The organism is Streptomyces sp. WM6378 (assembly GCF_001279695.1).
Taxonomy (GTDB): domain Bacteria; phylum Actinomycetota; class Actinomycetes; order Streptomycetales; family Streptomycetaceae; genus Streptomyces.
The window spans coordinates 1-25,322 of the sequence record NZ_LGDD01000292.1 but is presented as its reverse complement, the minus strand read 5'-3'; the positions used below and the strand labels follow the sequence as shown (position 1 = coordinate 25,322).

The window sequence follows — 25,322 nt, the reverse complement described above, 5'->3', positions numbered from 1 at the left end:
AACAGATCCTCTCAAAGCATCCACACAGCAGAACGGGCCCGCCCCCCGAAGGGAACGGGCCCGTTCACCAGCCTTCAGAACGCTTACGCGTCCTTCGCCTCGGCGTCCTCGGCGACCTCGGCCTCAGCGGCCTTGGCGTCGGACTCCTTGACGGCGCGCACGGTGGCGGCCTCGGCCTCGGCGACGGTCGCCTTCTTGGCGATCTCGCCCTCGACCAGCTCGATCACGGCCATCGGAGCGTTGTCACCACGACGGTTACCGATCTTGGTGATACGGGTGTAACCACCCGGACGCTCCTCGTAGCGGGGCGCGATCTCGGTGAAGAGGGTGTGGACGATGCCCTTGTCGGTGATCGTCTGCAGCACCAGGCGACGGTTGTGGATGTCGCCCTTCTTCGCCTTGGTGATCAGGCGCTCGGCGACCGGACGCAGGCGGCGGGCCTTGGCCTCGGTCGTCGTGATGCGGCCGTGCTCGAAGAGCGACTTCGCCAGGTTGGCGAGCATCAGACGCTCGTGAGCGGCACCGCCACCGAGGCGGGCACCCTTTGCGGGACGCGGCATGTTGTTTCTCCTAGTGATCTGCACCGGCCGTACGAGGTACCGATGTCAGTGTCCGAGCAGGCGGTCGCCCATCGGAGATCCGGAAGCAGCCCCAGAAGGGGCGCTTCCGGAAGGGGCGCGGGGAAGAGTCGATTTGCGACTCCATCGCGTGTGCGCGACCAGCCGAGGCCGGCCCGCAGAAGCAGTACAGCCTCCCCGCGGAGCGTCTTAGTACTGCTCGGTCTCGACGAAGCCGGCGTCCGCGTCGTCATCCGCGCCGAACGCGTCAGCCGCGGCGGTCGGGTCGAAGCCGGGAGGCGAGTCCTTCAGCGCGAGGCCCATACCGGCCAGCTTCGCCTTGACCTCGTCGATCGACTTCGCACCGAAGTTGCGGATGTCGAGCAGGTCCGCCTCGGAGCGCGCCACGAGCTCACCCACGGAGTGGATGCCCTCACGCTTGAGGCAGTTGTACGAACGAACGGTGAGCTCAAGCTCCTCGATCGGCAGCGCCAGGTCGGCGGCGAGGGCGGCGTCCGTGGGGGACGGGCCCATGTCGATGCCTTCGGCGTCGATGTTGAGCTCGCGCGCCAGACCGAACAGCTCGACCAGGGTCTTACCGGCCGACGCCATGGCGTCACGGGGACGCATGGCCTGCTTGGTCTCGACGTCGACGATCAGCTTGTCGAAGTCGGTGCGCTGCTCGACACGGGTCGCCTCGACCTTGTACGTGACCTTGAGCACCGGGGAGTAGATGGAGTCGACCGGGATGCGGCCGATCTCCTGGCCCAGCTGCTTGTTCTGCACGGCGGAGACGTAGCCGCGACCGCGCTCGACGGTCAGCTCCATCTCCAGCTTGCCCTTGCCGTTGAGCGTGGCGAGCACCAGGTCGGGGTTGTGCACCTCGACACCGGCCGGCGGGGCGATGTCAGCAGCGGTGACCAGGCCGGGACCCTGCTTGCGCAGGTACATCACGACCGGCTCGTCGTGCTCCGAGGAGACGACCAGCTGCTTGATGTTCAGGATGAGGTCGGTGACGTCCTCCTTGACGCCCGGCACGGTGGTGAACTCGTGCAGGACACCGTCGATCCGGATGCTGGTGACAGCGGCACCGGGGATCGAGGAGAGGAGCGTACGACGCAGGGAGTTGCCGAGCGTGTAGCCGAAGCCCGGCTCCAGGGGCTCGATGACGAACCGCGAGCGGTACTCGTCAACAACCTCTTCGGTCAGCGAAGGGCGCTGAGCGATAAGCATGTGGAGATCCTTCAGTCATGGGCACCCACTATTTGATGCCCTGCTGGGTTACTGCGTACTGCAAGGGTACGGGCGGCACGCCTCAAAGGAGCCGTACCGCCCAGAACCCCAGCTCAAGCGACGTGCGTCAGACGCGGCGGCGCTTGGGCGGACGGCAGCCGTTGTGCGGCGTCGGGGTGACGTCCTGGATCGAGCCGACCTCCAGGCCAGTGGCCTGGAGGGAGCGGATCGCGGTCTCGCGACCGGAGCCCGGGCCCTTGACGAAGACGTCAACCTTGCGCATGCCGTGCTCCTGCGCGCGGCGGGCGGCCGACTCGGCGGCCATCTGCGCGGCGAACGGAGTCGACTTGCGGGAGCCCTTGAAGCCGACGTGGCCGGCGGACGCCCAGGAGATCACGTTGCCCGAGGGGTCCGTGATCGAGACGATGGTGTTGTTGAACGTGCTCTTGATGTGCGCGTGGCCGTGAGCGACGTTCTTCTTTTCCTTGCGGCGCACCTTCTTGGCAGCGCCCTGACGACCCTTGGGGGGCATGTCTTACTCCAGCTGGAGAGGGGAGGTGATCGGTCCTACAGCGAAGACCGCTGAAAAGCGTCCGCTGTGGACTACTTCTTGCCCGGCTTCTTCTTACCGGCGATGGCGCGACGCGGGCCCTTGCGGGTACGAGCGTTCGTGCTGGTGCGCTGACCGTGGACCGGCAGACCACGACGGTGGCGCAGACCCTGGTAGCAGCCGATCTCGACCTTGCGGCGGATGTCGGCGGCAACCTCACGGCGAAGGTCACCCTCGGTGCGGAGGTTGGCGTCCACGTACTCGCGGATCTTGACCAGGTCCTCTTCGGCCAGGTCACGAACGCGGGTGTTCGGGTTCACGCCGGTCGAGGCGAGGATCTCCTTGGACCGGGTGCGCCCGATACCGAAGACGTAGGTGAGTGCGATCTCCACACGCTTTTCGCGCGGGATGTCAACACCGGAAACGCGTGCCATTTACTGGCTCCAGTTGTTTTCGGGGGTCTTCCGCAGCACCGCTCCCGACCGCCGTACTAGGTACGTTTCGGGTCCCCGGCCCCCGCCGGAGGTGTCACCAGCCGGGGAAACCGGCCAGGTGGATGCTGCGTATGTACGTTTTGCTCGCGTCGCGGGAAGAACTGCGAAATGCAGGTCGGTCGGCGTGCGTCAGCCCTGGCGCTGCTTGTGGCGCAGGTTGTCGCAGATGACCATGACCCGGCCGTGACGGCGGATCACCTTGCACTTGTCGCAGATCTTCTTGACGCTCGGCTTGACCTTCATGGGATGTCAGGTTCTCCGGGTCAGTGCCACCGCCGCTGGAACAGCGACGTGGGCAAGATCTACTTGTACCGGTAGACGATCCGGCCACGCGTCAGGTCGTAGGGAGAAAGCTCCACCACAACCCGGTCATCCGGGAGGATACGGATGTAGTGCATCCGCATCTTGCCGCTGATGTGCGCGAGGACCTTGTGACCGTTCTGGAGTTCCACCTTGAACATGGCGTTCGGGAGGGACTCGATCACGGTGCCCTCGATTTCGATGGCACCTTGCTTCTTGGCCACGCTTCGCCTTTCGAATCGGCTACCTTGATCGACTCCCGCAGCCGTGTGTGGACACACGGGTACACGAGAGCCGACGCATCAGTCTACGTCAGGGCACTCGAAAAGACGAATCAGATGAGTTTGCCCCGACGTGGAGATCGTTACGCCGCAGGGTCGGGGGCGATGGTGATGCCGTACTCCGCCAGCTTCGCCTTGCCGCCGTCCGGCATCGTCAGGACCAGCGGACCGTTCTCCGTCAGGGCGATGGAGTGCTCCCAGTGCGAGGACCAGGAGCCGTCGGTCGTGACGACCGTCCAGTCGTCCTCCAGGACCTCGGTGCGGGCCGTACCCAGCGAGACCATGGGCTCGATCGCGAGGCAGAAGCCCGGGACGAGCTTCGGGTTGTGGCGGCCCAGCATGCGGCGCTTGTCGACGTAGTTCAGGAGGTGCGGGTCCATGTGCATCTCGGACCCGATGCCGTGGCCCCCGTAGTCCTCGACGATCCCGTACTTACCGGTCGAGGGGCGCGGCTGACGGCGGATGTACGACTCGATCGCGCGCGAGACGTCGAGGAGCTTGTTGCCCTTCTTCACCGCGGCGAGGCCGGCCCACATCGACTCCTCGGTGACCCGGGACAGCTCGATCAGCTCGGGCGCGTGCCCGGTGCCGACGAAGGCGGTGTACGCGGCGTCGCCGTGCCAGCCGTCGATGATCGCGCCGGCGTCGATGGAGATGATGTCGCCGTCCTTCAGGACGGTCTTGTCGTCCGGGATCCCGTGCACGACGACCTCGTTGACCGAGGTGCAGATCGTGGCGGGGAAACCGCCGTACCCCAGGAAGTTCGACTTGGCGCCGTGCTCGGCGATCACCTTGCGGGCGACCTCGTCCAGGTCCTTCGTCGTGGACCCGGGCACCGCGGCCTCGCGGGTGGCGGCGTGGATCGCGGCGACGACCAACCCCGCCTCGCGCATCTTCGCGATCTGCTCGGGGGTCTTGATCTCCACCATGTGCGGCTCACGCCTTTCTGGACAGGTACGGGTCACCAACAACGATAAGGCTTCCCTGCCCAGTGCCGTCAGCCCAGCCCGTCCGGGACGGAGCCCCGCTCGTCCTTGGGGCACACCCAGCCCGTCCGGCCTCTTGCATGCCACCCATGCAGGCACACCCAGCCCGTCCGGCGTTTGAGGACGAGTGCCCTTCAGGCGCGAACGGGGGTCCGGGGGCGGAGCCCCTGGCAACGGGCGCCGGGGACGCAGAACGGCCGCGGCACCCCCGTGAGGGGCACCGCGGCCGTAGGCAGCGTTGAGTGCGGGGACTACGCCGCTTCGCGGCGCAACGCGTCCATCGCCTTCTTGGTGACCTCGTCGACCTTGCCGAGCGCGGAGATCGTGATGACCAGCCCCTGCGCGCGGTAGTAGTCGATGATCGGCTCGGTCTCGCTGTGGTAGACCTCAAGCCGCTTGCGCACGGTGTCCTCGGTGTCGTCACCGCGCTGGTACAGCTCGCCGCCGCACTTGTCGCAGACGCCGTCCTGCTTCGGGGCGTTGTACGCCACGTGGAAGACGTGCGCGCTGTCGTTGCGGCAGATGCGCCGGCCCGCGATGCGCTTGACGACCTCGTCCTCGGGGACTTCCAGGTCGAGCACGGCGTCCAGCTTCACGCCGTCCGCCTTCAGCACCTCGTCCAGCGCCTCGGCCTGCACCACGTTGCGCGGGAAGCCGTCGAGCAGGAAGCCGTTCACGGCGTCCGGCGCTTCCATGCGGTCCTTGGCCATCCCGATGGTGACCTCGTCCGGTACCAGGTTGCCGGCGTCCATGTACGCCTTGGCCTGCTTGCCGAGGTCCGTGCCCTGGCTGATGTTGGCACGGAAGAGGTCGCCCGTGGAGATGTGCGGGATCGCCAGGTTCTGGGCAAGGAACGCGGCCTGCGTTCCCTTGCCTGCACCGGGCGGTCCGACGAGGACGATTCGCATCAGCGGAGGAACCCTTCGTAATTGCGCTGCTGAAGCTGGCTCTCGATCTGCTTAACGGTTTCCAGACCCACACCCACGATGATGAGGATGCTCGTCCCGCCGAGCGGGAAGCTCTGGACGCCGCCGAAGATGATCAACGCCATTGTCGGTACGAGCGCGATCAGCCCCAGATACAGCGACCCCGGCCAGGTGATCCGGTTGAGTACGTAGCTCAGGTACTCAGCGGTCGGTCGGCCAGCCCGGATGCCCGGGATGAAGCCACCATACTTCTTCATGTTGTCGGCGACTTCCTCGGGGTTGAACGAGATCGCCACGTAGAAGAAGGCGAAGAACACGATCAACAGGAAGTAGCTGACGATGTAGTAAGGATGGTCGCCCTTGGTCAAGTTGTCCTTGATCCAGGTCGCCCAGCCCGCCGTCGAGTTCGAGAACTGGACGATCAGCGCCGGGATGTAGAGCAGCGACGAGGCGAAGATGACGGGGATCACACCCGCCTGATTGACCTTCAGCGGGATGTAGGTCGAGGTTCCGCCGTACGACCGGCGGCCGATCATGCGCTTCGCGTACTGCACCGGGATGCGCCGCTGGGCCTGTTCGACGAAGACCACGAGCCCGACCATGACCAGGCCGACCAGCACCACGGTGCCGAACTCGATCCAGCCACCGGCGAGGTGGCCCTGCTTCTTGATGGCCCACAGGGAGCTCGGGAAGCTGGAGGCGATCGAGATGAACATCAGGATGGACATGCCGTTGCCGATGCCGCGGTCGGTGATGATCTCACCGAGCCACATGACGCAGGCGGTGCCGGCGGTCATCGTGATGACCATCGTGATGGTGGTGAAGATCGACCGGTTCGGGATGATCTCCGTGGCGACCTGACAGCCGTTGAAGAGCGCGCCGTTGCGAGCGGTGGCCACGAGGCCCGTGCCCTGGAGGATCGCCAGCGCGACGGTCAGATAACGCGTGTACTGCGTGATCTTCGCCGTACCCGCCTGACCCTCCTTCTTGAGGGCTTCCAGGCGTGGGATCACCACGGTCAGCAGCTGCAGGATGATGCTCGCCGTGATGTACGGCATGATGCCGAGCGCGAAGATCGTGATCTGCAGCAGCGCACCGCCGCTGAACATGTTGACCAGGCTGAACAGACCGCTGTTCTGCTGGGCCTGGTCCACACAGGTCTGTACGTTCTTGTAGCTCACCCCGGGCATGGGCACATGCGTACCGAGCCGGTAGATCACGATGATGCCGAGTGTGAAGAGCAGCTTCTTGCGCAGGTCAGGCGTCTTGAACGCCTGGGCGAACGCGGTGAGCACGGTGCCTCCTGCGACCCCCGCGCAAGTGCGTCAGGGTGACGGTCTTGAGGATCGACGAATAAGGACTGAAGTCTTGAATCTGCCAAAAATCCGTACTGTAGCCGTCCAGGCACACAGCACGGAACTTAGACAGTGCACGCCACCTTACCGGCGACTATGCCCCCCTAGGAACGACCAACCGGGGATGCCCCATTTGAGAGGCATCCCCGGTCGGATGTTCAAGCCATCAAGCTGTCTCAGACGAGCTCGGTGACGGTGCCGCCGGCAGCGGCAATCTTCTCCTTGGCGGAGCCGGAGACGGCGTCAACCGAAACCTGCAGCGCCACGGAGATCTCGCCCTGGCCCAGGACCTTGACGAGGCTGTTCTTGCGCACCGCGCCCTTGGCGACCAGGTCGGCCACCGTGACCTCTCCACCCTCGGGGTAAAGAGCGCCGAGCTTGTCCAGGTTCACGACCTGGTACTCGGTGCGGAACGGGTTCTTGAAGCCCTTCAGCTTCGGAAGACGCATGTGGAGGGGCATCTGGCCACCCTCGAAGCGCTCCGGAACCTGGTAGCGGGCCTTCGTACCCTTGGTACCACGACCTGCGGTCTTACCCTTGGACGCCTCACCACGACCCACGCGGGTCTTGGCGGTCTTCGCGCCCGGGGCAGGACGGAGGTTATGGGCCTTCAGCGGGCTGTTCTCACCCATGTCAGTCAACCTCCTCAACCGTCACGAGGTGGCGGACGGTCTGCACCATGCCGCGGAACTCGGGGCGGTCCTCCTTGACAACCACGTCGTTCAGGCGCTTGAGCCCGAGCGAACGCAGGGTGTCGCGGTGGTTCTGCTTGCTGCCGATGTACGACTTCGTCTGCGTGATCTTGAGACGGGCCATTACGCACCCGCTCCCGCACGCGCACGAAGCAGAGCCGCGGGGGCGACGGCCTCGAGGGGCAGACCACGGCGAGCCGCGATCTCCTCGGGACGCTGCAGGCCCTTGAGGGCCGCCACGGTCGCGTGCACGATGTTGATCGCGTTGTCGGAGCCGAGCGACTTCGACAGGATGTCGTGAACGCCGGCGCACTCGAGCACCGCGCGCACCGGGCCACCGGCGATAACACCGGTACCGGGGGAAGCAGGCTTCAGCAGGACAACGCCGGCCGCCTTCTCGCCCTGGATCGGGTGCGGGATGGTGCCCTGGATGCGGGGAACCTTGAAGAAGTTCTTCTTGGCTTCCTCGACGCCCTTGGCGATGGCCGCGGGAACTTCCTTGGCCTTGCCGTAACCGACACCTACGGTGCCGTCACCGTCGCCCACCACGACCAGCGCGGTGAAGCTGAAGCGGCGACCACCCTTGACAACCTTGGCAACGCGGTTGATCGCGACAACGCGCTCAACGTAAGCGGTCTTCTCGGCGGCAGCGCCACCGTCGCGACCCTTCCGGTCCCGCCGCTCGCCGCCACCGGCACCGCTTCCGCGGCGCTGGGGTCCAGCCATTGGATTTACCTCTCTCTGTTACGTCCGTTAGTCCCGGAACCGGGGCTTAGAACTTCAGCCCGGCTTCGCGGGCGGCGTCAGCCAGAGCGGCAATGCGCCCGGCGTACCTGTTGCCACCACGGTCGAACACGACGGTCTCGACGCCGGCGGCCTTGGCGCGCTCAGCGACCAGGGCACCGACCTGCTTGGCCTGCGCGGACTTGTCGCCCTCGCCCCCACGGATCGAAGCGTCCAGGTTCGACGCCGACGCCAAGGTGTGACCCTTGAGGTCGTCGATGACCTGAGCGGTGATACCGCGGTTGGAACGCGTCACGACGAGGCGCGGACGCTCCGCCGTACCCGACACGTTCTTGCGGATGCGGACGTGGCGACGTGCCTTGGCGGCACGCTTGTAAGCGTCGCCCTTGGCGATCTTCACACCGTATGCCATGGCTTACTTACCAGCCTTTCCGACCTTGCGGCGGATGACCTCGCCGGCGTACTTGACACCCTTGGCCTTGTACGGGTCGGGCTTCCGCAGCTTGCGGATGTTGGCGGCGACCTCGCCGACCTTCTGCTTGTCGATGCCCTCGACCGAGAACTTCGTGGGCGACTCGACCTTGAAGGTGATGCCTTCGGGGGCCTCGACGGTGATCGAGTGGCTGTATCCCAGCGCGAACTCCAGGTTGGAGCCCTTCGCCTGGACGCGGTAACCGACACCGCTGATCTCGAGCGCCTTGGTGTATCCCTGGGTCACACCGGTGATCATGTTGGCCACCAGCGTGCGGGACAGGCCGTGCAGGGCCTTGTTCTGACGCTCGTCGTTGGGGCGGATGACGTTCAGAACGCCGTCCTCACCCTTCACGATCTCGATGGGGGACGCAACGGCGTGCGTGAGGGAACCCTTGGGGCCCTTCACGTGGACCGTACGGCCATCGATGGTGACGTCCACACCGGCGGGAACCTGGATGGGGAGCTTGCCGATTCGCGACATTAGCTTTTCCTCCGTTCCCGACTACCAGACGTAGGCGAGGACTTCCCCACCTACGCCCTTCTTGCCTGCCTGCTGACCGGTGAGCAGACCGTGCGACGTGGAGATGATCGCCACGCCCAGGCCGCCGAGCACCTTCGGCAGGTTGGTGGACTTCGCGTACACACGCAGACCGGGCTTCGAGATCCGCTTGATGCCCGCGATGGAGCGCTCACGGTTCGGCCCGAACTTCAGCTCGAGGACGAGGTTCTTGCCGACCTCGGCGTCCTCGACCTTCCAGCCGGTGATGAAGCCCTCCTGCTGGAGGATCTCCGCGATGTGCGACTTGATCTTGCTGTGCGGCATCACGACAGAGTCGTGGTACGCCGAGTTTGCGTTACGCAGACGAGTGAGCATGTCTGCGATCGGGTCAGTCATGGTCATGAATCGGCCTTCGGCCTCTCTCGCCGCGGTTTCCTGTATGCGCCATCCCTCTCCCCACTCAGTGGCGGGACGGGTGCGGTGCGGGGACCTACGGCGTAGTAAGTCGTTATGGGCGGCGGACGCCCAACCCCACAAGCCTACGGCATATGGAGGAGGGCATCCGCCGACCAGATACTTACCGAGAGCGTCCGGAAATTCCCAAGTCCCTAAGGACAGAGGGGAATTACCAGGAGCTCTTGGTCACGCCCGGCAGCTCGCCACGGTGAGCCATCTCACGAAGGCACACGCGGCACAGGCCGAACTTGCGGTACACGGAGTGGGGGCGACCGCAGCGCTGGCAGCGGGTGTACGCACGCACACCGAACTTGGGCTTGCGGGCAGCCTTCGCGATGAGAGCCTTCTTCGCCATCTCGCTTACGCCTCCTTGAAGGGGAAGCCGAGGTGACGAAGGAGCGCGCGGCCCTCGTCGTCGTTGGTCGCCGTGGTGACCACGGTGATGTCCATACCCCGGGTACGGTCGATCTTGTCCTGGTCGATCTCGTGGAACATGACCTGCTCGGTGAGACCGAAGGTGTAGTTGCCACGGCCGTCGAACTGCTTCGGCGACAGACCACGGAAGTCACGGATACGCGGCAGCGCGAGCGACAGCGTACGGTCCAGGAACTCCCACATGCGGTCACCACGGAGGGTGACGTGGCAGCCGATCGGCTGACCCTCACGCAGCTTGAACTGCGCGATGGACTTGCGGGCCTTGGTGACGGCCGGCTTCTGACCGGTGATCGTGGTGAGGTCGCGAACCGCGCCATCCATCAGCTTGGAGTCGCGGGCGGCGTCGCCCACACCCATGTTGACCACGATCTTCACGAGGCCGGGAACCTGCATGACGTTCTCGTACGAGAACTCCTCACGCAGCTTGCCCGCGATCTCCTCGCGGTACTTCGTCTTGAGACGCGGAGTGGTGGTGGTAGCCATCAGATGTCCTCACCCGTCCGCTTGGCAACGCGGATCTTGTTGCCCTCGTCGTCGAAGCGGAAACCGACGCGGGTAACGACCTTGTTGCCGTCCTTCTCCACGACGAGCTGAACGTTGCTCACGTGGATCGGGGCCTCGGTCGTCACAATGCCACCGGTCTGCGAACCGCGAGCGGTCTGGCCGGCCTTGGTGTGCTTCTTGACCCGGTTGACACCCTCGACCAGGACGCGGTCCTCGCGGGGGAAGGCCGCGATGACCTTGCCCTGCTTGCCCTTGTCCTTACCGGTGATGACCTGAACCAGGTCGCCCTTCTTGATCTTCATGCTTACAGCACCTCCGGCGCGAGCGAGATGATCTTCATGAACTTCTTCTCGCGCAGCTCCCGGCCCACCGGGCCGAAGATGCGGGTGCCGCGGGGGTCGCCATCGTTCTTGAGGATGACGGCCGCGTTCTCGTCGAAGCGGATGTACGAGCCGTCCTGACGACGACGCTCCTTGACGGTGCGCACGACGACAGCCTTGACGACGTCGCCCTTCTTCACGTTGCCACCGGGGATCGCGTCCTTGACGGTGGCGACGATGACGTCACCGATACCCGCGTAGCGGCGACCGGAGCCACCGAGCACACGGATGCAAAGGATTTCCTTCGCACCAGTGTTGTCGGCGACGCGCAGTCGCGACTCCTGCTGGATCACGTCTATCTCCTGATCGTCTGCCGGTTCCCGGCGGGGGCCACGGTCCTCTTACGAGGTGCGGCCCCCGCCGAGCCTGGCGGAACCACTCTGAGGGAAACCCCCCAGAGATTTGCTTACTTGGCCTTCTCGAGGATCTCGACGATGCGCCAGCGCTTGCTCGCCGACAGCGGACGCGTCTCCATGATGAGGACGCGGTCGCCGACGCCGGCAGCGTTCTGCTCGTCGTGCGCCTTGAGCTTGTTCGTACGGCGGATGACCTTGCCGTACAGCGCGTGCTTCACACGGTCCTCGACAGCGACGACGACGGTCTTGTCCATCTTGTCGCTGACGACCAGACCCTCACGGGTCTTGCGGAAACCGCGCTGCTCAGTCGTCTCAGTCACATTCTTCTCGCTCATCAGGCGCTCTCCACCGTCTCGATGCCCAGCTCGCGCTCGCGCATCAGGGTGTAGATCCGGGCGATGTCCTTACGGACGGACTTGAGCCGACCGTGGTTCTCGAGCTGGCCCGTCGCCGCCTGGAAGCGGAGGTTGAACAGCTCTTCCTTGGCTTCGCGGAGCTTGTTGAGAAGCTCCTCGTCGCCCAGCTCGCGCAGTTCGGACGCCTTGGTTCCGGCCGACATCACGCCTCACCTGCCTCGCGCCGGACGATGCGGCACTTCATCGGGAGCTTGTGAGCAGCTCGGGTGAGCGCCTCACGAGCAATCTTCTCGTTCGGGTAGGACAGCTCGAACATCACCCGGCCCGGGTGAACGTTCGCGACCCACCACTCCGGAGAACCCTTACCGGAACCCATGCGGGTCTCGGCAGGCTTCTTCGTCAGCGGGCGGTCCGGGTAGATGTTGATCCAGACCTTGCCGCCACGCTTGATGTGGCGGGTCATCGCGATACGAGCCGCCTCGATCTGGCGGTTGGTCACGTACGCCGGCGTGAGGGCCTGAATGCCGTACTCGCCGAACGCAACCGTCGTACCACCCTTGGCCATACCGCGGCGCTTGGGGTGGTGCTGCTTGCGGTGCTTGACCCTACGGGGGATCAGCATTTCGGTCAGGCCTCCGTTCCGGTGCTCTCAGCCGGAGCGGCGGCGGCGGGAGCCTCGGCCTTGGGGGCCTCGGCAGCCGGCGCAGCCTGCTGCGGCTTGCGGCCGCGACCGCCACGCTCGCCGCCACGGCCGCCGCGGCCACCGGCCGGACGGTCGTTGGCGCCACCACGGGCCGGGCGGTTACCCGCACGGGCCGCTGCGTTCTCGGCGCGAACCTCGGCGATGTTCTTGACGTCGCCCTTGTAGATCCAGACCTTCACGCCGATGCGGCCGAAGGTCGTCTTGGCCTCGAAGAAGCCGTAGTCGATGTTCGCGCGCAGGGTGTGCAGCGGCACACGGCCTTCGCGGTAGAACTCCGAGCGGGACATCTCGGCGCCGCCGAGACGGCCACCGCACTGGATCTTGATGCCCTTGGCGCCGGCCTTCATCGTGCCCTGCATGCTCTTGCGCATGGCACGACGGAAGGAGACGCGGGAGGAGAGCTGCTCGGCAACGGCCTGAGCAACCAGCTGAGCGTCCATCTCGGGGTTCTTGACCTCGAGGATGTTCAGCTGGACCTGCTTGCCCGTGAGCTTCTCGAGGTCGCCGCGGATGCGGTCGGCCTCGGCGCCACGGCGGCCGATGACGATGCCGGGACGCGCGGTGTGGATGTCCACCCGCACGCGGTCACGGGTGCGCTCGATCTCAACCTTCGAGATGCCGGCGCGCTCCATGCCGGACGTCATCATCCGACGGATGGCGACGTCTTCCTTGACGTAGTCCTTGTACAGCTTGTCGGCGTACCAGCGGGACTTGAAGTCCGTGGTGATACCGAGCCGGAACCCATGCGGGTTAACCTTCTGGCCCATTACCGGGTTCCTTCCTTGCTGCTGACGACCACGGTGATGTGGCTGGTCCGCTTACGGATCCGGTAGGCACGGCCCTGAGCACGCGGACGGAACCGCTTCAGGGTCGGACCCTCGTCCACAAACGCCTCGCTGATGAACAGCGAAGAGGCGTCCGTGTGGTCGTAGTTGTGCGCGGCGTTGGCAATGGCGCTGTCCAGCACCTTGCCGACCGGCACGCTCGCGGCCTGCGGGGCGAAACGCAGGACCGCCTGAGCCTCCGTGGCATCCATGCCACGGATAAGGTCCACCACTCGGCGGGCCTTCATGGGCGTGACGCGGATGTACCGCGCCTGGGCCCTGGCTTCCATGGTTGTCCCTTCGGTGTAAGTCATTAGTCGTTCCCACCCCGCGTTAGCGGCGCTTCGACTTCCGGTCGTCCTTGACGTGGCCGCGGAAGGTGCGAGTCGGCGAGAACTCGCCGAGCTTGTGGCCGACCATCGACTCGGAGACAAACACCGGGACGTGGGTCTTGCCGTTGTGCACCGCGATCGTGTGGCCGAGCATGGCCGGGATGATCATCGAGCGACGGGACCAGGTCTTGATGACGTTCTTGGTACCAGCTTCGTTCTGGGCGTCCACCTTCTTGATGAGGTGTCCGTCGACGAAGGGTCCCTTCTTGAGACTGCGCGGCATCTAAACCCGCTCCTAGCGCTTCTTGTTCGTCTTGCGGCGGCGGACGATGTACTTGCTCGATGCCTTCTTCGGCGAGCGAGTACGACCCTCCTTCTGACCCCACGGGGAGACCGGGTGGCGACCACCACTGGTCTTGCCCTCACCACCACCGTGCGGGTGGTCAACCGGGTTCATCGCGACACCGCGGACGGACGGGCGAACGCCCTTCCAGCGCATGCGGCCGGCCTTGCCCCAGTTGATGTTCGACTGCTCGGCGTTGCCGACCTCGCCGATGGTGGCGCGGCAGCGGGCGTCGACCAGGCGAATTTCGCCGGACGGCATACGAAGGTGGGCCATCGTGCCCTCCTTCGCCAGCAGCTGCACCGAAGCACCCGCGGAGCGGGCGAACTTCGCACCGCCGCCGGGACGCAGCTCGATGGCGTGGATGGTCGTACCGACCGGGATGTTGCGCAGCGCCAGGTTGTTGCCCGGCTTGATGTCGGCCCCGGGGCCGTTCTCAACGCGGTCACCCTGGCTCAGGCCACGGGGCGCGATGATGTAGCGCTTCTCGCCGTCTGCGTAGTGCAGGAGCGCGATGCGCGCGGTGCGGTTCGGGTCGTACTCGATGTGAGCGACCTTGGCCGGCACGCCGTCCTTGTCGTGACGACGGAAGTCGATCACGCGGTAGGCGCGCTTGTGGCCACCGCCCTGGTGACGGACGGTCACACGACCGGTGTTGTTACGGCCGCCCTTGCTGTGCAGGGGGCGGACCAGCGACTTCTCCGGCGTGGACCGCGTGATCTCGACGAAGTCGGCGACGCTGGAGCCACGACGGCCCGGAGTCGTCGGCTTGTACTTGCGGATACCCATTTCTCAGTCCTCGTCCGATATTCGGACCAGGGCGCTCCGTTAGGAGGCCTGGCCGAAGATGTCGATACGGTCGCCCTCAGCAAGGGTCACGATGGCGCGCTTGGTGTCGGCACGCTTGCCGAAACCGGTCTTCGTGCGCTTGCGCTTGCCCTGGCGGTTGATCGTGTTGACCCCGGTGACCTTGACCGAGAAGACCGCTTCCACGGCCTGCTTGATCTGGGTCTTGTTGGAGCCCGGCTTGACGATGAACGTGTACTTGTTCTCGTCGAGCAGCGCGTAGCTCTTCTCGGAAACAACCGGCTTGACAAGAATGTCGCGCGGGTCCGTGAAGGTCTTGCTGGTGATCTCGGCCATCAGGCCTCGCTCCCCTCGTTGTCATCGGCCTTGGGGCCAGACACGAAGGACTCGAAAGCGGCCTGGGTGAAGACCACGTCGTCGGAGACGATCACGTCGTACGTGTTCAGCTGGCCCGGCTCCAGGATGTGGACCTGGGGCAGGTTGCGGGCGGACAGCCACGCGGCCTCGTCGGCGCGCTCGACGACCAGGAGCAGGTTGTTGCGCTCCGAGATCTTGCCGAACAGCGTCTTGGCGGCCTTGGTGGAAGCCGTTCCGTCGACCACGCCGGTGACGACGTGGATGCGCGAGTGGCGCGCCCGGTCGGAGAGGGCACCGCGCAGGGCGGCGACCTTCATCTTCTTCGGGGTGCGCTGCGAGTAGTCACGCGGCTGCGGGCCGTGGACGACGCCACCGCCGGCGAACTGCGGCGCACGGGTCGAACCCTGGCGCGCGCGGCCGGTGCCCTTCTGGCGGTAAGGCTTCTTGCCACCACCGCGGACTTCGCCACGGGTCTTGGTCTTGTGCGTGCCCTGGCGGGCAGCTGCCAGCTGAGCGACGACGACCTGGTGGATCAGCGGAACGCTGGTCTTCGCGTCGAAGATCTCCGAGGGGAGCTCGACGGTACCGGCCTTGTCGCCTGCCGGCGAAAGGATGTCAATGGTGCTCATTACCTCAAGCCCCCTTGGCCGCGGTACGGACCAGGACGAGGCCGCCGTTCGGACCGGGGACCGCGCCCTTGATGAGCAGCAGACCCTTCTCCGCGTCAACCGCGTGGATGGTCAGGTTCTGGGTGGTGACACGCTCGTTGCCCATGCGGCCCGCCATGCGGACGCCCTTGAACACACGGCCAGGGGTGGCGCAGCCACCGATGGAACCGGGCGAGCGGTGCTTGCGCTGCACACCGTGACCGGCGCCCAGGCCCTTGAAGTTGTGACGCTTCATGACACCGGCGAAGCCCTTGCCCTTGCTCTTGCCCGTGACGTCAACCTTGACGCCGGACTCGAACACCTCGGCAGTGATCTCCTGGCCCAGCGTGTACTCGCTGGCGTCAGGGGTGCGGAGCTCCACCAGGTGGCGGCGCGGGGTCACGTCGGCCTTGGCGAAGTGGCCCTTGAGGGGCTTGTTCACCTTGCGCGGGTCGATCTCGCCGAAGGCGATCTGTACCGACTCGTAGCCGTCGACGTCGTTGGTGCGAACCTGCGTCACGACACACGGCCCGGCCTTGACGACGGTAACCGGGACGACCCGGTTGTTCTCGTCCCAGACCTGGGTCATGCCGAGCTTCTCGCCCAGGACGCCCTTGATGTTCTTGCTCATCTCGGCCCGTCCCTTCAGAGCTTGATCTCGATGTCGACACCGGCCGGGAGGTCGAGGCGCATCAGCGAGTCAACCGTCTTCGGCGTGGGGTCGAGGATGTCGATGAGGCGCTTGTGCGTGCGCATCTCGAAGTGCTCGCGAGAGTCCTTGTACTTGTGCGGCGACTTGATGACGCAGTACACGTTCTTCTCAGTGGGCAGCGGCACCGGGCCTGCGACCGACGCACCAGTGCGGGTCACCGTCTCGACGATCTTCTTCGCCGAGGAGTCGATGACCTCGTGGTCGTAGGCCTTGAGCCGGATGCGGATCTTCTGTCCCGCCATGGCTACCTAGTAGTCCTTTGTCTCGTAACGCTCTGGAACCCGGGGGTTCTACCAACTCTGTCTCCGACCCACGCGGTCGGGCGTGTCGCACTCCCTCTACGCAGAAATCCCATACGGGATTTCCCAACCAAGGGGATGCGGGCCACAGGACCTCGCAGACGGGGGCAGAACACCCACCGGACGCCTGGCCGGAGCCCCGCTGACACTTCCCGGAAGATTCCCGTACGTCCGCCCCTGATCAGGGGCGACGAGTACTGTGGGACTCGCTTCCGGTCCTCCCGGCGGGAGGCGCGCAGCATCGGCACTCAACCGAGCAACCCCGACAGTCTGCCATACGGGGCCATGGCCTGGCCAATCGCAGCGGGGAAGCGTACCCCACGTCACAGGGGCTCACGCATTCGGCACGCTGACGTGCGGCGCGGGCCAGTCGCCCTGCGGCTCAGCCACGCGCGGCAAGGATCATCCCGGGCTCCAGCACCGAAGCCCCCGGGCCGGACAGGTAGACCTTCGCGGCGTGGGGCGGATCGAAGAAATCCACGCTCCGGCCATACCGATCAATAGCGGTCAACGTGACGCCATGCTCGAAATCAACAGGCTCCGACGCCGTCTCCATAGCGAAATTCTGCCCGGTTCGCACCACTCCGCCCACGCATCGCGCAATGCAGACGGCGAAATCCCCGCTCGACTCCTCCACTGAATAAATTTGCAGTCTGTTATCCGCCGCCATGCTTGTATGCCTCCGCTACAAAATGCTTGATCTGTTCTGGTGATAGTTTCGGGACGTCGAACCCCAGGGCGTCACTGATCCCCTGATATCCGTGCACCTTCGGCACATGGATACCCATCTGGGAAAGGATGTCGTGAGCGGCTCCCACAGGTATCTCGACACTGGCCCGCTGGGCGAGTTCTGACGCCGGCAGACCAACTGCAACTTCCGCTTCGGCTCGTATGAAACCTGGCTCCAGCGGAATCCCTTCCAGCGCGCTCCGAGGGATCAGCTGGACTACAGCATCTCCGAACTGCTCCGAGTGCCTGGCGAAAACAGCCGCCACTCCTGGATCTGTAGACGTGGGCGTAAAACCAGATGCCTGCGTTCCGCTGCTCGCGTCATAGCCACGCGTCGTCCCTCGGAAGAGGTGCTCTTCGTCCGGGCACCCAAATAGCCCCAGCGGGTCTGCACTGACATGGGGGGTCGGAACGTAAGCTACGGAGTTCGGCGCCGCCACCAGCCCCAGTGGATCAGGCGAGAAATAGCGCGCCGATTCCGGGTCGTAATACCGAAAGCAGTTGTAATGCAGCCCCGTCTCCGGGTCGAAGTACTGGCCCGGGAAGCGGAGCGGGGTGTACGCGCGGGCGTCTGTGTTCCAGGTGGTCGTGCCCCACAGCGTCGAGCGGGTGCGCCAGGCTATTTCGCCCTGCTCGTCCACCAGCTCGCTCGGGGTGCCGATCAGGTCGGTGACTATCGCGAAGAAGCGTTCGTCGATCGAGCCGACGGGCAGGTCCGGGGACGATATTCGTTCGGTCTGAGCGATCGGGCGCAGGCCCGCGTGGTCCCAGGTCAGGGAGACCGCCGCCGGGGATGCGGACGACGTGGTCGTCTGTTCGCACAGCGTCGTGCCGTCCCACGTGAACGACACCCGCTCCGCCACCGCCTCGCCCGCCATCCGCTCCTTCGCGATGCGGCGGCCCAGCGGGTCGTAGCGGTAGCGCCAGACCGTGCCGTCGGGGGTGACGACCGAGGTCAGGCGGTCTTCCGGGTCCCACGTGTACCGCCAGGTGTCCGGCTTGCGAGAGAGGCGCTGCTTCTGGCGCAGGGTGACGCGGCCCTGGGCGTCGTGTTCGTAGCGGACCGAGCCCGCCCGGGTTATTCGGGTGCCCGTGTACGCGCGGGCGCCCAGGGCGTCCTGGCCCGGGTGGGCAGCGGGCCAGGACGCCTCCGTCTGGTTGCCCGCCGCGTCGTAGGCGTACCGCTCCGACCAGTCCCCCGCCCGGACCGCCGTCACCCGGCCCGCCGCGTCCAGGTCGAAGCGGCGCGAGCCGGAGAGCTGGTCGTCCACGCCGGTCGGGTTTCCGTCGGCGCGGTAGTGGTAGGCACGGCGCTGGATGGATTCGCCCCGCGCTCCGGTCACCGCCAGGTCCGTGAGGCGGCCCAGCGGGTCGAAGGCGTGGGCCAGGGTGATCGTTTCCCCGAAGCGGCGGATCAGCTCCCGCCCGGCTGCGTCGTGCGCGAACGACACCGTCCGGCCGGAAGTGGTCAGCTCGGTGCGGTTGCCCGCCGGGTCGTACGTCCAGGAACTGGCCGAGCCGCCCGGCGTCTTCCGCCCGTTTCGGCGCCCCAACTCATCGTAGGAGTACGACAGTTCACGGCCGTTGACCGTCTCCGACCTCACCCGGCCGTGCCGGTCCCGGAGCAGCATCACGGTCGCGTCGGGGCCGCTCGCCTGGGCGAGCTGGTCGAAGATGTCGTACGCGAAGGTGGTGACCGAGCCCTCGACGTCCTTGCGGACCGTCTGGCCGAGCTCATTGCGCTCGTACCGGATCGTTTCGCCGAGCCCGTTGGTGCGCGCGGCCAGGCGGCCCGCCGCGTCGTAGGCATAGGTCAGCGTGCGGCCGTCGAAGTCGGTCTCCGCGATGAGCCGCCCGGCCGGGTCGTAGGCGTAACTCCAGGCCAGGCCCTGGGGGTTGACGACTTTGGTCAGGCGCAGGTGGGCGTCGTGTTCGAAGGCGTAGCGCACGCCGTCCGGGCCAGTGCGGGCCGTCAGGAGGTCGAAGTCCGTGTACTCAAAGCGGGAGACGGCGCCCAGCGGGTCGGTGTGGCTGGTGCAGTTGCCCTCGCCGTCGTACGTCCAGGACTCCTCGCTGCCGTCGGGGGCGGTGCGGCGCGCGAGCCTGCCTTCCACCGTCCACGTCAGGCGCGTGGTCGAGCCCAGCGGGTCGGTGATCGCGATCGGCCGGCCGAAGGCGTCCCGCTCGTAGCGGGTGACCGCGCCCAGCGGGTCGGTGATGTCGAGCGGCAGCCCGGCACGGTCGCACCGGATGCGGGTGATGTGTCCGAGGCCGTCCGCCACCGCGGCGAGGTGGCCCGCCTCGTCGTACGTGAACTCGGTGCGCACCCCGGCTGCGTCGGTGACCGAGGTGCGGTTGCCGCGCTCGTCGAAGGTCTGACGCACGGTCCGGCCGTCGGCGCCGGTCACCCGGACCGGCAGCCCCGCCTCGTCGTAGGCGATCGTCGTCCGGCGCCCGTCGGGGCGTACGACCTCCGTGGGACGGCCCGCCTCGTCGTACGCCGACCAGGTCGTGTGCCCCAGCGGGTCGGTGCGGGACAGCGGGCGGTTGTAGCGGTCCAGCTCGAAGCGTGTCGTCCCGCCGGTCGCGTCGATGTGGCCGACGACCTGCTCGCGGTCATTGATCAGATAGCGCTCGTCGTGGCCTGCCGCGTTCGTGACGGTCGTCGTCCGCAGGCCGTCGGCCGGGTCCGGCTCGCTGTAGGCGAACCGCGCACTCATGTGCCCGTTGGTACCCGACTGGGCCACGCAGCGGTGGCGGTCGTCGTAGACGTAGTCGAAGTGGCTGTCGTTGGTGTCCGTCCACGACGTGATGCGGGCGTGCTCGTCGTAGCCGAAGCGCAGCGGGCGGCCACAGGAGTTGAGAACCTCGGTGAGATGGCCGTCGGTGTAGCCGTAGCACAGGATTTGCTGGTCGCTGCCGTCCGGCGCCGCGCCCGCCAGGTGCAGGGCGGTGATCCGGCCCTCGGCCGTGGTGAGCTTCAGGTGGTAACCGCCGTGGTGGGCGATCCCGGTGGGGGTGCCTTCGGCGTCGTACTCGAAGGTGATCCAGTTGCCGTTGCGGTCGTCGAGCTGGTCCAGCAGGGCGAGCTCGTCGTTGTGGAGCACGAAGTGCCGCGTCAGGCCGGTGCCCGGGTCCGTGACGGTGTACGTGTCGCCGTCGCGGTCCAGCGGCCAGCGGGAGCCACCGTGCGCGGGCAGCGTGGGCACGCCGGGCGCGGGGTGCGGATAGGACAGCAGGCTGCCGTCCTCGCGGACGAAGATCACGCCTGCCGCGTCGATCTCCAGGCGCTGGTCGATCGAGCTCGCCCAGCTCGGCCCGAACCAGCGGCCCAGGCGGTACGCCGATCCGAAGGTGCGCCGGAAGACGAACGGCAGGGCACCGGGCAGCGCGAGGTCCTTCTGCGGCAGCAGCATCCGGCCGGTGGCCACGTCAACCGGGTCCTCGACGCACTCCATCTCATTCTCGGTGCGGCTGGAGCCGTGCGGTTCGTGCTCATAGGCTCCGCGGGCCGTGTCGTCGACAGCGCCCTCGAAGCCCTCCCTGATCCCTGCGCCGGCGCCTTCCTTCGCGGCCTCCTTGACCCCGAGCTCGGCCGCGGTCCTCACTCCGGACGCCGCGAACGCCTCGGGATCGGCAAGGTTGTCCAGCAGACGACCGCCGAACTCGGCCGGGTCATGCTTGGCGTCGTTCCACGCGCTCTTGATCGCCCGCTCAGGGTGGGCGTCCATGGAGACGAGGCCGGTGAGCGTGGTGGCCACGCCCTTCTCGTACTCGGCCGGGTGCAGGAGGTTGTAGGGGTCCTGGGGGTTGAGGCTGCGGGCGAAGTTCAGGATGTCGGCGCCGCCCTTGATGACGCCCGTGAAGACATGGTCGAGCTCGATCGATCCGCCTGCCATGAGGTCTTTGTAATCGCGGCCCAGGCGGGACAGCGGCGGCGGTTCGGCCGGAGCGGCGGCCAGGGCTCCCTGCACCATGCCGCGCGCCGTGGCCGCGGCGCCGTTGCGCTGGCGGCGCGCCTCGGCGAGGACCTCCTGGGCCCGCTGCCGTTTGGCGAGGCCCGGGTCGGCGAACGGGCCCGGCTGCGGCCCGGGATCCTGATGGCTGCGTACCTTGTCGTTGTAGGCGTCGACCTGCTTGTTGTACGCCTCGACCGCCTTCTGGGAGTCCTGCTCGCCCTCCCGGTACAGCTCGATGGCCTCCTGCGCCTTGCTCTGCGCCCACTCGACCGTCCCGGCGTAGTGGCCGAGGGCGCCGGACGCGTCGTGGCAGGCGAAGGACGCCTCGTCCCACTTGGCGGGGTGCATCGCGAACTGGGCGCGGAAGGCGTCGGCGGCCTGCCCCTTCCAGCTCCCGGAGTCCAGCCGGCGCATGCCCTGGCCGACCTTGCCGAACGCGGTCGCGAAGTCGGCGAGATGCTTGGCGTTGGCCCGGATCGTCTTCGGGTTGCCGTGGACGAGGTCGTTGAACAGATCGGTCTGTCCGAGCTGCTTCTCATCAACGTGGGCGCCGAGTTCGGCCGCGACGGCGTCACCGAAGTCGTCCACCTGGTCGGCCAGGTGGTGCGCGCCGACCCGGTCCAGGAGACCGCTCGTGACGTGCGCGCCTTCATCGACGGCGCTGCCGACCGCCTTCTTGCCGGCGTCGACCCCCTCCTCGACCTTGCCCAGGCCCTTGTTCAGCAGGTTCTTCCCGCCGTCGACCAAGCCCCCGAAATCCACCATCAGCCCTGGCCGCCGCCGTTCGTGCCCTGCTGTTTCGCCCGCTCCTCGGGCGACGGGCCGAACTCGTCGTCCCGCCACTGGGCCAGTGCGTCACCCTGCCCGGAGGCCTCCATGCCCAGCACGAGCGGATTCAGCTTGCTGTCGGTGACGTCCCGGCCGGCGTCCTTCATGCTCTGCCAGATGTCCGCGTCGGCCTTCTGGAAGGACTCGGGGCTGAAATCGGCGTGCGCGTACATGTTGTTACGAGCCAGGTCACCCCAGGACATGCCGGTGACCTGGTCCTCGGTCGCATGCGGATTGCCCATCGCCGAGTTCGCGAGGACCTTGAACCCGCCCTGGATGTACTGGTCCTCCTCGTACATGATCCCGGCCGACAGGCCCGCCTTCAGGGCGAAGTCGTTGCCCTCCTGCACGAGCGCCCGCACGCCCCACTCCCAGCGCTCGCAGAACGACTTGAACGTCTCCGTCAGCCCGTCGTCACCCAGCTCAAGCCCGGTCATCGCCATCGAGTCGAACCCGCGGCCCATCCCGGCCTCCCCGATGAGCCCGAGTTCCTTCAACTCGCTCAGCGCGCCGTTGATCCCCTGCGTGATCAGCACCATGGCCTCCGGCGGAACCCGCAGATCCCCATCGCCCCCGCCGCTCATGCCCCGCCCGTCCCTTCAATTGCATACGCTCCGGCGTCGACCGCTACGGCCTCCGGCACGATCCCGGCGACCGGCGGGAACACCACACCGTCCGCGCTCCCCGCATCGAGCGCGACCCCGGCCGGCACCCCGAGCGCGGGCACCGCGACGTCCAACAGCCGTGCTCCGAGCACCCGTTGGTAGGCCCACTCCTCGGCGCCTTCACCGCGTGCGATCGCGAACCGGGCCAGCGCCGCCTCGTCAGAGAACGCGCAGATCCACCGGATCCCACCCCACTCGGCGGTCCACCATCCACCCTCGGTCTCGGGCACCAACACTGCCGCACGACGGAACTCACCCAGCAACGCCGCGAATTCACGCCGCCTCTGCCGCCCCACAGGCCCCCCGGATATCTCCACGCCCCGCAGAATCACATAGCCCCGTTTCGCATTGCAACGTGAATCGGGCCGGATTCAGGGCGGGTTGGTCAGCCCAACGCCCCCCGTACATCAGCCGAAGGAACCCGTACGGACACCCGGCTGCCCGGGTTCAGCTTGAGCGCGACATCGGCCGGGAGGAACGCGAGGAGTTGGGCACACGGGATCGCCCGTAGCTGGGGTGCCGAGCTCGGGGCGTGTTTCGGGTCGGTCAGTACCGGAACGAAGCGGCCTCCGGCATCGGAGTAGAGAGTCGGCCCCGCTTCGGCCGTGGGCACCAGGTAGACCGTGGCTCCGGCCAAGCGGCGCACCAGGTCCGCCTCGGACCCGTGTCCGGTCCCTGCCAGCTGCATCGCAGCGTCGACCGCATCCGTGGGGACGGGAAGCCCGAGCGCCATCGGCGACGGCCGGTAGTTGGGATTGCGGCTGAACGCCCCGGGCTCGCCCCGCTGGTCGACCGGCCAGGCCCCGATGACCGCGTACGGCGGCACCGTCCCCCTCGGGTCGTACGCCGGGTCGATCGAATAGAGCCAGCTGCCGGGTGCCCGCTTCGCCTGGGCTCTCAATGCCTCGGTGAGGGCGGGCCCCGGAGCCGTCAGCCTGTTCTTGGCAGCCGTCACGGAGTCCTCCCACGCCGCGTAAGCGGCACGCTGCTCGGTCACCGAGACCACGTTCGCCGCGTCGGCCCCGTCGAAGAGCTCGACCATGTCATCGGGTGACGTCCCCGCTCCCGGGTGCAGTCTGTAGGCACGGGTACTGCCACTGGAGCGGAGCATGCCGCTCTGCCAGACGTCGGGCCGCGCCCCGTTGATCAGGAGCCGCCAGCCGAGCGCCTCAAGCTGGAGACGTACGTCCATCAAGGAGCCGAAGAGGTCCTCGGTCGCCGCCGACGCACTCCCCCACGGGCCGTTGGCCTGCACTCGGTACGGAGTCCGGCTGCGCGCGGCGAGCCACCACGACACGCTGCACCAGACCCGCTCGTCACCACGCCCGGCAACGGCGTCGTCCCGCCGGCCCATCATCATCTCGGTCACGGCACCCATCCTGCCGACAGCACCCCGCACACCCCCGGCCACCCCCTCGGCCCCCACCCGCCGGATCGCACCCTCCGCGACCCAGCGGCCCGCGACCCGGTGAACCACGATCCGGTACGCCGCATCCCGGCGCCCCGCGACATCAAATGCCTTCAATCCCGAAGGGGATTACACCCTTCCCAACCCCCTCCAGCCTCCCGTCACTCACACGGGTGACATATCCCAACTGGGCTGGATTTGCTTGTTGTTGGCGGGCATATGCTCGCGGCGACAGCCCCGGGTGCGGACACGGACTCCGGGCGGCGAAACCCGATACATGCATCGGCCCCCGGCCGGGACTGGCATCCCGAACGAGGGCCTGACCACCAAGGAAGAAGAGACCTTCCCGATGGCTACCACAAAGGAAGAAAAGCCCCTTCCCCCATGGCTCCTCAGCACCTTAGCGCGCCCCCGCGCACCTCGCCCCGCGTTCCCGACGGCACCCCACACTCCGGTGTCATCCACGCCAACACCCGCCACACCACCCGCTACACGGTCGTCGGCAACCACCTCGCCCAGCACCGCGAACTCTCCCTGCTCGCGATCGGCCTCGCCGTCCACATCCAGTCGCTGCCCGCCGGATCCCGCGTCGGCATCAAGGCCCTCGCGGAGCGCTTCCCCGAGAGCGAGGCCCGCATCGCGGCCGCGCTGCGCGAGCTGGAGGCGTACGGCTACTTGAACCGCAGCCGGGAGCGGCTGTCCAGCGGCCGAGTCGTCACCCGCACGGTGTCGTGCAACCAGCCCGGGGCGGGCCGCCCGGCGCCGACAAGGCCGCGCCGCAAGAGCCCGGCTCCCCCGGCACCACAGACACCGGCACCCGCACCCGCACCCGCACCACCCCGGCCAGAACCCCCGTCCGAGCCGGAACCCGAAGCCGAAGCCGAAGCCGCAGGACAGCACCCCGCCGCCGTCGAACTCCTCGCCGCGCTACGGCGCCACGAGCCCCGGCTCCTGCTCGCCGAACGGGACGTACACCGCCTCGCCCCGGCCGTCGCCGTCTGGCTCGACCGAGGAGCCGACCCCGAGGCCGTACGCCGCACCCTGACCGCGAACATCCCCGAACCCCTGCACCACCCGGCGTCCCTGCTCGCCCACCGCCTCGCCGTGCTGCTGCCCCCGCCCCTTCCGGCC

The 25,322-nt window shown here is 67.0% G+C and carries 36 protein-coding genes; 1 reads left to right on the top strand and 35 read right to left on the bottom strand.

The window, feature by feature from the left end; all coding sequences use genetic code 11:
• Positions 1 to 83: 83 nt before the first annotated feature.
• The 35 genes from rplQ to ADK54_RS42700 all read right to left on the bottom strand — a co-directional run bounded on the left by rplQ (position 84) and on the right by ADK54_RS42700 (position 24,143).
• A complete protein-coding gene (gene rplQ / locus ADK54_RS23260; protein WP_053727622.1) occupies positions 84 to 560 on the bottom strand; it encodes a 50S ribosomal protein L17 in 477 nt (158 codons plus the stop codon).
• Between the two features lie 207 nt (positions 561 to 767).
• On the bottom strand, positions 768 to 1,790 hold the full coding sequence (locus tag ADK54_RS23255; RefSeq protein WP_010473911.1) for a DNA-directed RNA polymerase subunit alpha: 1,023 nt from the start codon (positions 1,788 to 1,790) through the stop codon (positions 768 to 770).
• Between the two features lie 127 nt (positions 1,791 to 1,917).
• Positions 1,918 to 2,322 carry a 30S ribosomal protein S11 gene (gene rpsK / locus ADK54_RS23250; protein WP_003956432.1) on the bottom strand — a complete coding sequence of 135 codons (405 nt, stop codon included), beginning with the start codon at positions 2,320 to 2,322 and terminating at the stop codon, positions 1,918 to 1,920.
• A 71-nt stretch (positions 2,323 to 2,393) separates the two neighbouring features.
• Complete coding sequence (rpsM, locus tag ADK54_RS23245; protein WP_053727621.1) at positions 2,394 to 2,774, bottom strand: 30S ribosomal protein S13; 381 nt, start codon at positions 2,772 to 2,774, stop codon at positions 2,394 to 2,396.
• A gap of 189 nt (positions 2,775 to 2,963) precedes the next feature.
• Positions 2,964 to 3,077 (bottom strand): 50S ribosomal protein L36, encoded by a 114-nt coding sequence (rpmJ, locus tag ADK54_RS23240; RefSeq protein WP_003956441.1) that lies wholly within the window; start codon positions 3,075 to 3,077, stop codon positions 2,964 to 2,966.
• Between the two features lie 59 nt (positions 3,078 to 3,136).
• A complete protein-coding gene (infA, locus tag ADK54_RS23235; RefSeq protein ID WP_003956442.1) occupies positions 3,137 to 3,358 on the bottom strand; it encodes a translation initiation factor IF-1 in 222 nt (73 codons plus the stop codon).
• Positions 3,359 to 3,498: 140 nt separating this feature from the next.
• On the bottom strand, positions 3,499 to 4,344 hold the full coding sequence (gene map, locus ADK54_RS23230) for a type I methionyl aminopeptidase (RefSeq protein ID WP_053727620.1): 846 nt from the start codon (positions 4,342 to 4,344) through the stop codon (positions 3,499 to 3,501).
• A gap of 308 nt (positions 4,345 to 4,652) precedes the next feature.
• On the bottom strand, positions 4,653 to 5,309 hold the full coding sequence (locus tag ADK54_RS23225; protein ID WP_053727619.1) for an adenylate kinase: 657 nt from the start codon (positions 5,307 to 5,309) through the stop codon (positions 4,653 to 4,655).
• Positions 5,309 to 6,622, bottom strand: coding sequence for a preprotein translocase subunit SecY (gene secY / locus ADK54_RS23220; RefSeq protein ID WP_053727618.1), 1,314 nt, complete (start codon positions 6,620 to 6,622; stop codon positions 5,309 to 5,311). The genes ADK54_RS23225 and secY overlap by 1 nt, the downstream gene beginning before the upstream one ends.
• Positions 6,623 to 6,858: 236 nt before the next feature.
• Positions 6,859 to 7,314, bottom strand: a complete 456-nt coding sequence (gene rplO / locus ADK54_RS23215) for a 50S ribosomal protein L15 (protein ID WP_053727617.1) — start codon at positions 7,312 to 7,314, stop codon at positions 6,859 to 6,861.
• A 1-nt stretch (position 7,315) separates the two neighbouring features.
• Positions 7,316 to 7,498 carry a 50S ribosomal protein L30 gene (gene rpmD, locus ADK54_RS23210; RefSeq protein WP_053682614.1) on the bottom strand — a complete coding sequence of 61 codons (183 nt, stop codon included), beginning with the start codon at positions 7,496 to 7,498 and terminating at the stop codon, positions 7,316 to 7,318.
• Positions 7,498 to 8,100, bottom strand: a complete 603-nt coding sequence (gene rpsE, locus ADK54_RS23205) for a 30S ribosomal protein S5 (RefSeq protein ID WP_053727616.1) — start codon at positions 8,098 to 8,100, stop codon at positions 7,498 to 7,500. Before rpsE ends, rpmD begins: the two co-directional genes overlap by 1 nt.
• A 46-nt stretch (positions 8,101 to 8,146) precedes the next feature.
• Entirely contained in the window at positions 8,147 to 8,530 is a 384-nt protein-coding gene (gene rplR / locus ADK54_RS23200) for a 50S ribosomal protein L18 (protein ID WP_053727615.1), read from the bottom strand.
• Positions 8,531 to 8,533: 3 nt separating this feature from the next.
• Positions 8,534 to 9,073 (bottom strand): 50S ribosomal protein L6, encoded by a 540-nt coding sequence (gene rplF / locus ADK54_RS23195; protein WP_053727614.1) that lies wholly within the window; start codon positions 9,071 to 9,073, stop codon positions 8,534 to 8,536.
• A 21-nt stretch (positions 9,074 to 9,094) separates the two neighbouring features.
• Complete coding sequence (gene rpsH / locus ADK54_RS23190) at positions 9,095 to 9,493, bottom strand: 30S ribosomal protein S8 (protein WP_003966947.1); 399 nt, start codon at positions 9,491 to 9,493, stop codon at positions 9,095 to 9,097.
• Between the two features lie 223 nt (positions 9,494 to 9,716).
• On the bottom strand, positions 9,717 to 9,902 hold the full coding sequence (locus ADK54_RS23185; protein WP_003956452.1) for a type Z 30S ribosomal protein S14: 186 nt from the start codon (positions 9,900 to 9,902) through the stop codon (positions 9,717 to 9,719).
• Positions 9,903 to 9,907: 5 nt separating this feature from the next.
• Positions 9,908 to 10,465 (bottom strand): 50S ribosomal protein L5, encoded by a 558-nt coding sequence (gene rplE, locus ADK54_RS23180; protein ID WP_053727613.1) that lies wholly within the window; start codon positions 10,463 to 10,465, stop codon positions 9,908 to 9,910.
• The gene (rplX, locus tag ADK54_RS23175) at positions 10,465 to 10,788 is read right to left on the bottom strand and encodes a 50S ribosomal protein L24 (protein ID WP_053727612.1); all 324 of its coding nucleotides are present in this window, start codon (positions 10,786 to 10,788) and stop codon (positions 10,465 to 10,467) included. Before rplX ends, rplE begins: the two co-directional genes overlap by 1 nt.
• A 2-nt stretch (positions 10,789 to 10,790) precedes the next feature.
• Positions 10,791 to 11,159 carry a 50S ribosomal protein L14 gene (rplN, locus tag ADK54_RS23170; RefSeq protein WP_053727611.1) on the bottom strand — a complete coding sequence of 123 codons (369 nt, stop codon included), beginning with the start codon at positions 11,157 to 11,159 and terminating at the stop codon, positions 10,791 to 10,793.
• A gap of 113 nt (positions 11,160 to 11,272) precedes the next feature.
• Positions 11,273 to 11,557, bottom strand: coding sequence for a 30S ribosomal protein S17 (rpsQ, locus tag ADK54_RS23165; RefSeq protein WP_008739702.1), 285 nt, complete (start codon positions 11,555 to 11,557; stop codon positions 11,273 to 11,275).
• Entirely contained in the window at positions 11,557 to 11,781 is a 225-nt protein-coding gene (rpmC, locus tag ADK54_RS23160) for a 50S ribosomal protein L29 (protein WP_003966952.1), read from the bottom strand. The genes rpsQ and rpmC overlap by 1 nt, the downstream gene beginning before the upstream one ends.
• The gene (rplP, locus tag ADK54_RS23155; RefSeq protein ID WP_053727610.1) at positions 11,781 to 12,200 is read right to left on the bottom strand and encodes a 50S ribosomal protein L16; all 420 of its coding nucleotides are present in this window, start codon (positions 12,198 to 12,200) and stop codon (positions 11,781 to 11,783) included. Before rplP ends, rpmC begins: the two co-directional genes overlap by 1 nt.
• 5 nt (positions 12,201 to 12,205) lie before the next feature.
• Positions 12,206 to 13,048: a 30S ribosomal protein S3 gene (gene rpsC, locus ADK54_RS23150; protein ID WP_053727609.1), complete on the bottom strand. Its 843-nt coding sequence runs from the start codon at positions 13,046 to 13,048 to the stop codon at positions 12,206 to 12,208.
• Complete coding sequence (gene rplV / locus ADK54_RS23145; protein ID WP_030359020.1) at positions 13,048 to 13,395, bottom strand: 50S ribosomal protein L22; 348 nt, start codon at positions 13,393 to 13,395, stop codon at positions 13,048 to 13,050. Before rplV ends, rpsC begins: the two co-directional genes overlap by 1 nt.
• A gap of 43 nt (positions 13,396 to 13,438) precedes the next feature.
• A complete protein-coding gene (gene rpsS / locus ADK54_RS23140; RefSeq protein WP_053727608.1) occupies positions 13,439 to 13,720 on the bottom strand; it encodes a 30S ribosomal protein S19 in 282 nt (93 codons plus the stop codon).
• 12 nt (positions 13,721 to 13,732) lie between these two features.
• Entirely contained in the window at positions 13,733 to 14,569 is an 837-nt protein-coding gene (rplB, locus tag ADK54_RS23135) for a 50S ribosomal protein L2 (RefSeq protein WP_053727607.1), read from the bottom strand.
• Between the two features lie 39 nt (positions 14,570 to 14,608).
• Positions 14,609 to 14,923: a 50S ribosomal protein L23 gene (gene rplW / locus ADK54_RS23130; protein ID WP_053727606.1), complete on the bottom strand. Its 315-nt coding sequence runs from the start codon at positions 14,921 to 14,923 to the stop codon at positions 14,609 to 14,611.
• Positions 14,923 to 15,573 carry a 50S ribosomal protein L4 gene (gene rplD, locus ADK54_RS23125; RefSeq protein ID WP_053727605.1) on the bottom strand — a complete coding sequence of 217 codons (651 nt, stop codon included), beginning with the start codon at positions 15,571 to 15,573 and terminating at the stop codon, positions 14,923 to 14,925. Before rplD ends, rplW begins: the two co-directional genes overlap by 1 nt.
• A gap of 4 nt (positions 15,574 to 15,577) precedes the next feature.
• Complete coding sequence (gene rplC, locus ADK54_RS23120) at positions 15,578 to 16,222, bottom strand: 50S ribosomal protein L3 (protein WP_053727604.1); 645 nt, start codon at positions 16,220 to 16,222, stop codon at positions 15,578 to 15,580.
• Positions 16,223 to 16,236: 14 nt separating this feature from the next.
• Positions 16,237 to 16,545 (bottom strand): 30S ribosomal protein S10, encoded by a 309-nt coding sequence (gene rpsJ / locus ADK54_RS23115; protein ID WP_003948644.1) that lies wholly within the window; start codon positions 16,543 to 16,545, stop codon positions 16,237 to 16,239.
• 439 nt (positions 16,546 to 16,984) lie between these two features.
• Positions 16,985 to 17,272 carry a hypothetical protein gene (locus ADK54_RS23110; protein WP_053727603.1) on the bottom strand — a complete coding sequence of 96 codons (288 nt, stop codon included), beginning with the start codon at positions 17,270 to 17,272 and terminating at the stop codon, positions 16,985 to 16,987.
• Positions 17,259 to 22,055 carry a putative T7SS-secreted protein gene (locus tag ADK54_RS23105; protein WP_053727602.1) on the bottom strand — a complete coding sequence of 1,599 codons (4,797 nt, stop codon included), beginning with the start codon at positions 22,053 to 22,055 and terminating at the stop codon, positions 17,259 to 17,261. The genes ADK54_RS23110 and ADK54_RS23105 overlap by 14 nt, the downstream gene beginning before the upstream one ends.
• Positions 22,055 to 22,702, bottom strand: a complete 648-nt coding sequence (locus tag ADK54_RS23100) for a hypothetical protein (RefSeq protein WP_053727601.1) — start codon at positions 22,700 to 22,702, stop codon at positions 22,055 to 22,057. Before ADK54_RS23100 ends, ADK54_RS23105 begins: the two co-directional genes overlap by 1 nt.
• Positions 22,699 to 23,115, bottom strand: coding sequence for an SseB family protein (locus ADK54_RS23095; RefSeq protein ID WP_420717355.1), 417 nt, complete (start codon positions 23,113 to 23,115; stop codon positions 22,699 to 22,701). Before ADK54_RS23095 ends, ADK54_RS23100 begins: the two co-directional genes overlap by 4 nt.
• Before the next feature lie 53 nt (positions 23,116 to 23,168).
• Positions 23,169 to 24,143, bottom strand: a complete 975-nt coding sequence (locus tag ADK54_RS42700; RefSeq protein ID WP_234392173.1) for a type VII secretion system-associated protein — start codon at positions 24,141 to 24,143, stop codon at positions 23,169 to 23,171.
• A gap of 432 nt (positions 24,144 to 24,575) precedes the next feature.
• On the opposite strand from ADK54_RS42700, the gene ADK54_RS23085 reads away from it, so the two are divergent.
• Positions 24,576 to 25,322, top strand: a 747-nt coding sequence (locus tag ADK54_RS23085; protein WP_053727598.1) for a DNA-binding protein, incomplete at its 3' end; no start/stop codon positions are given.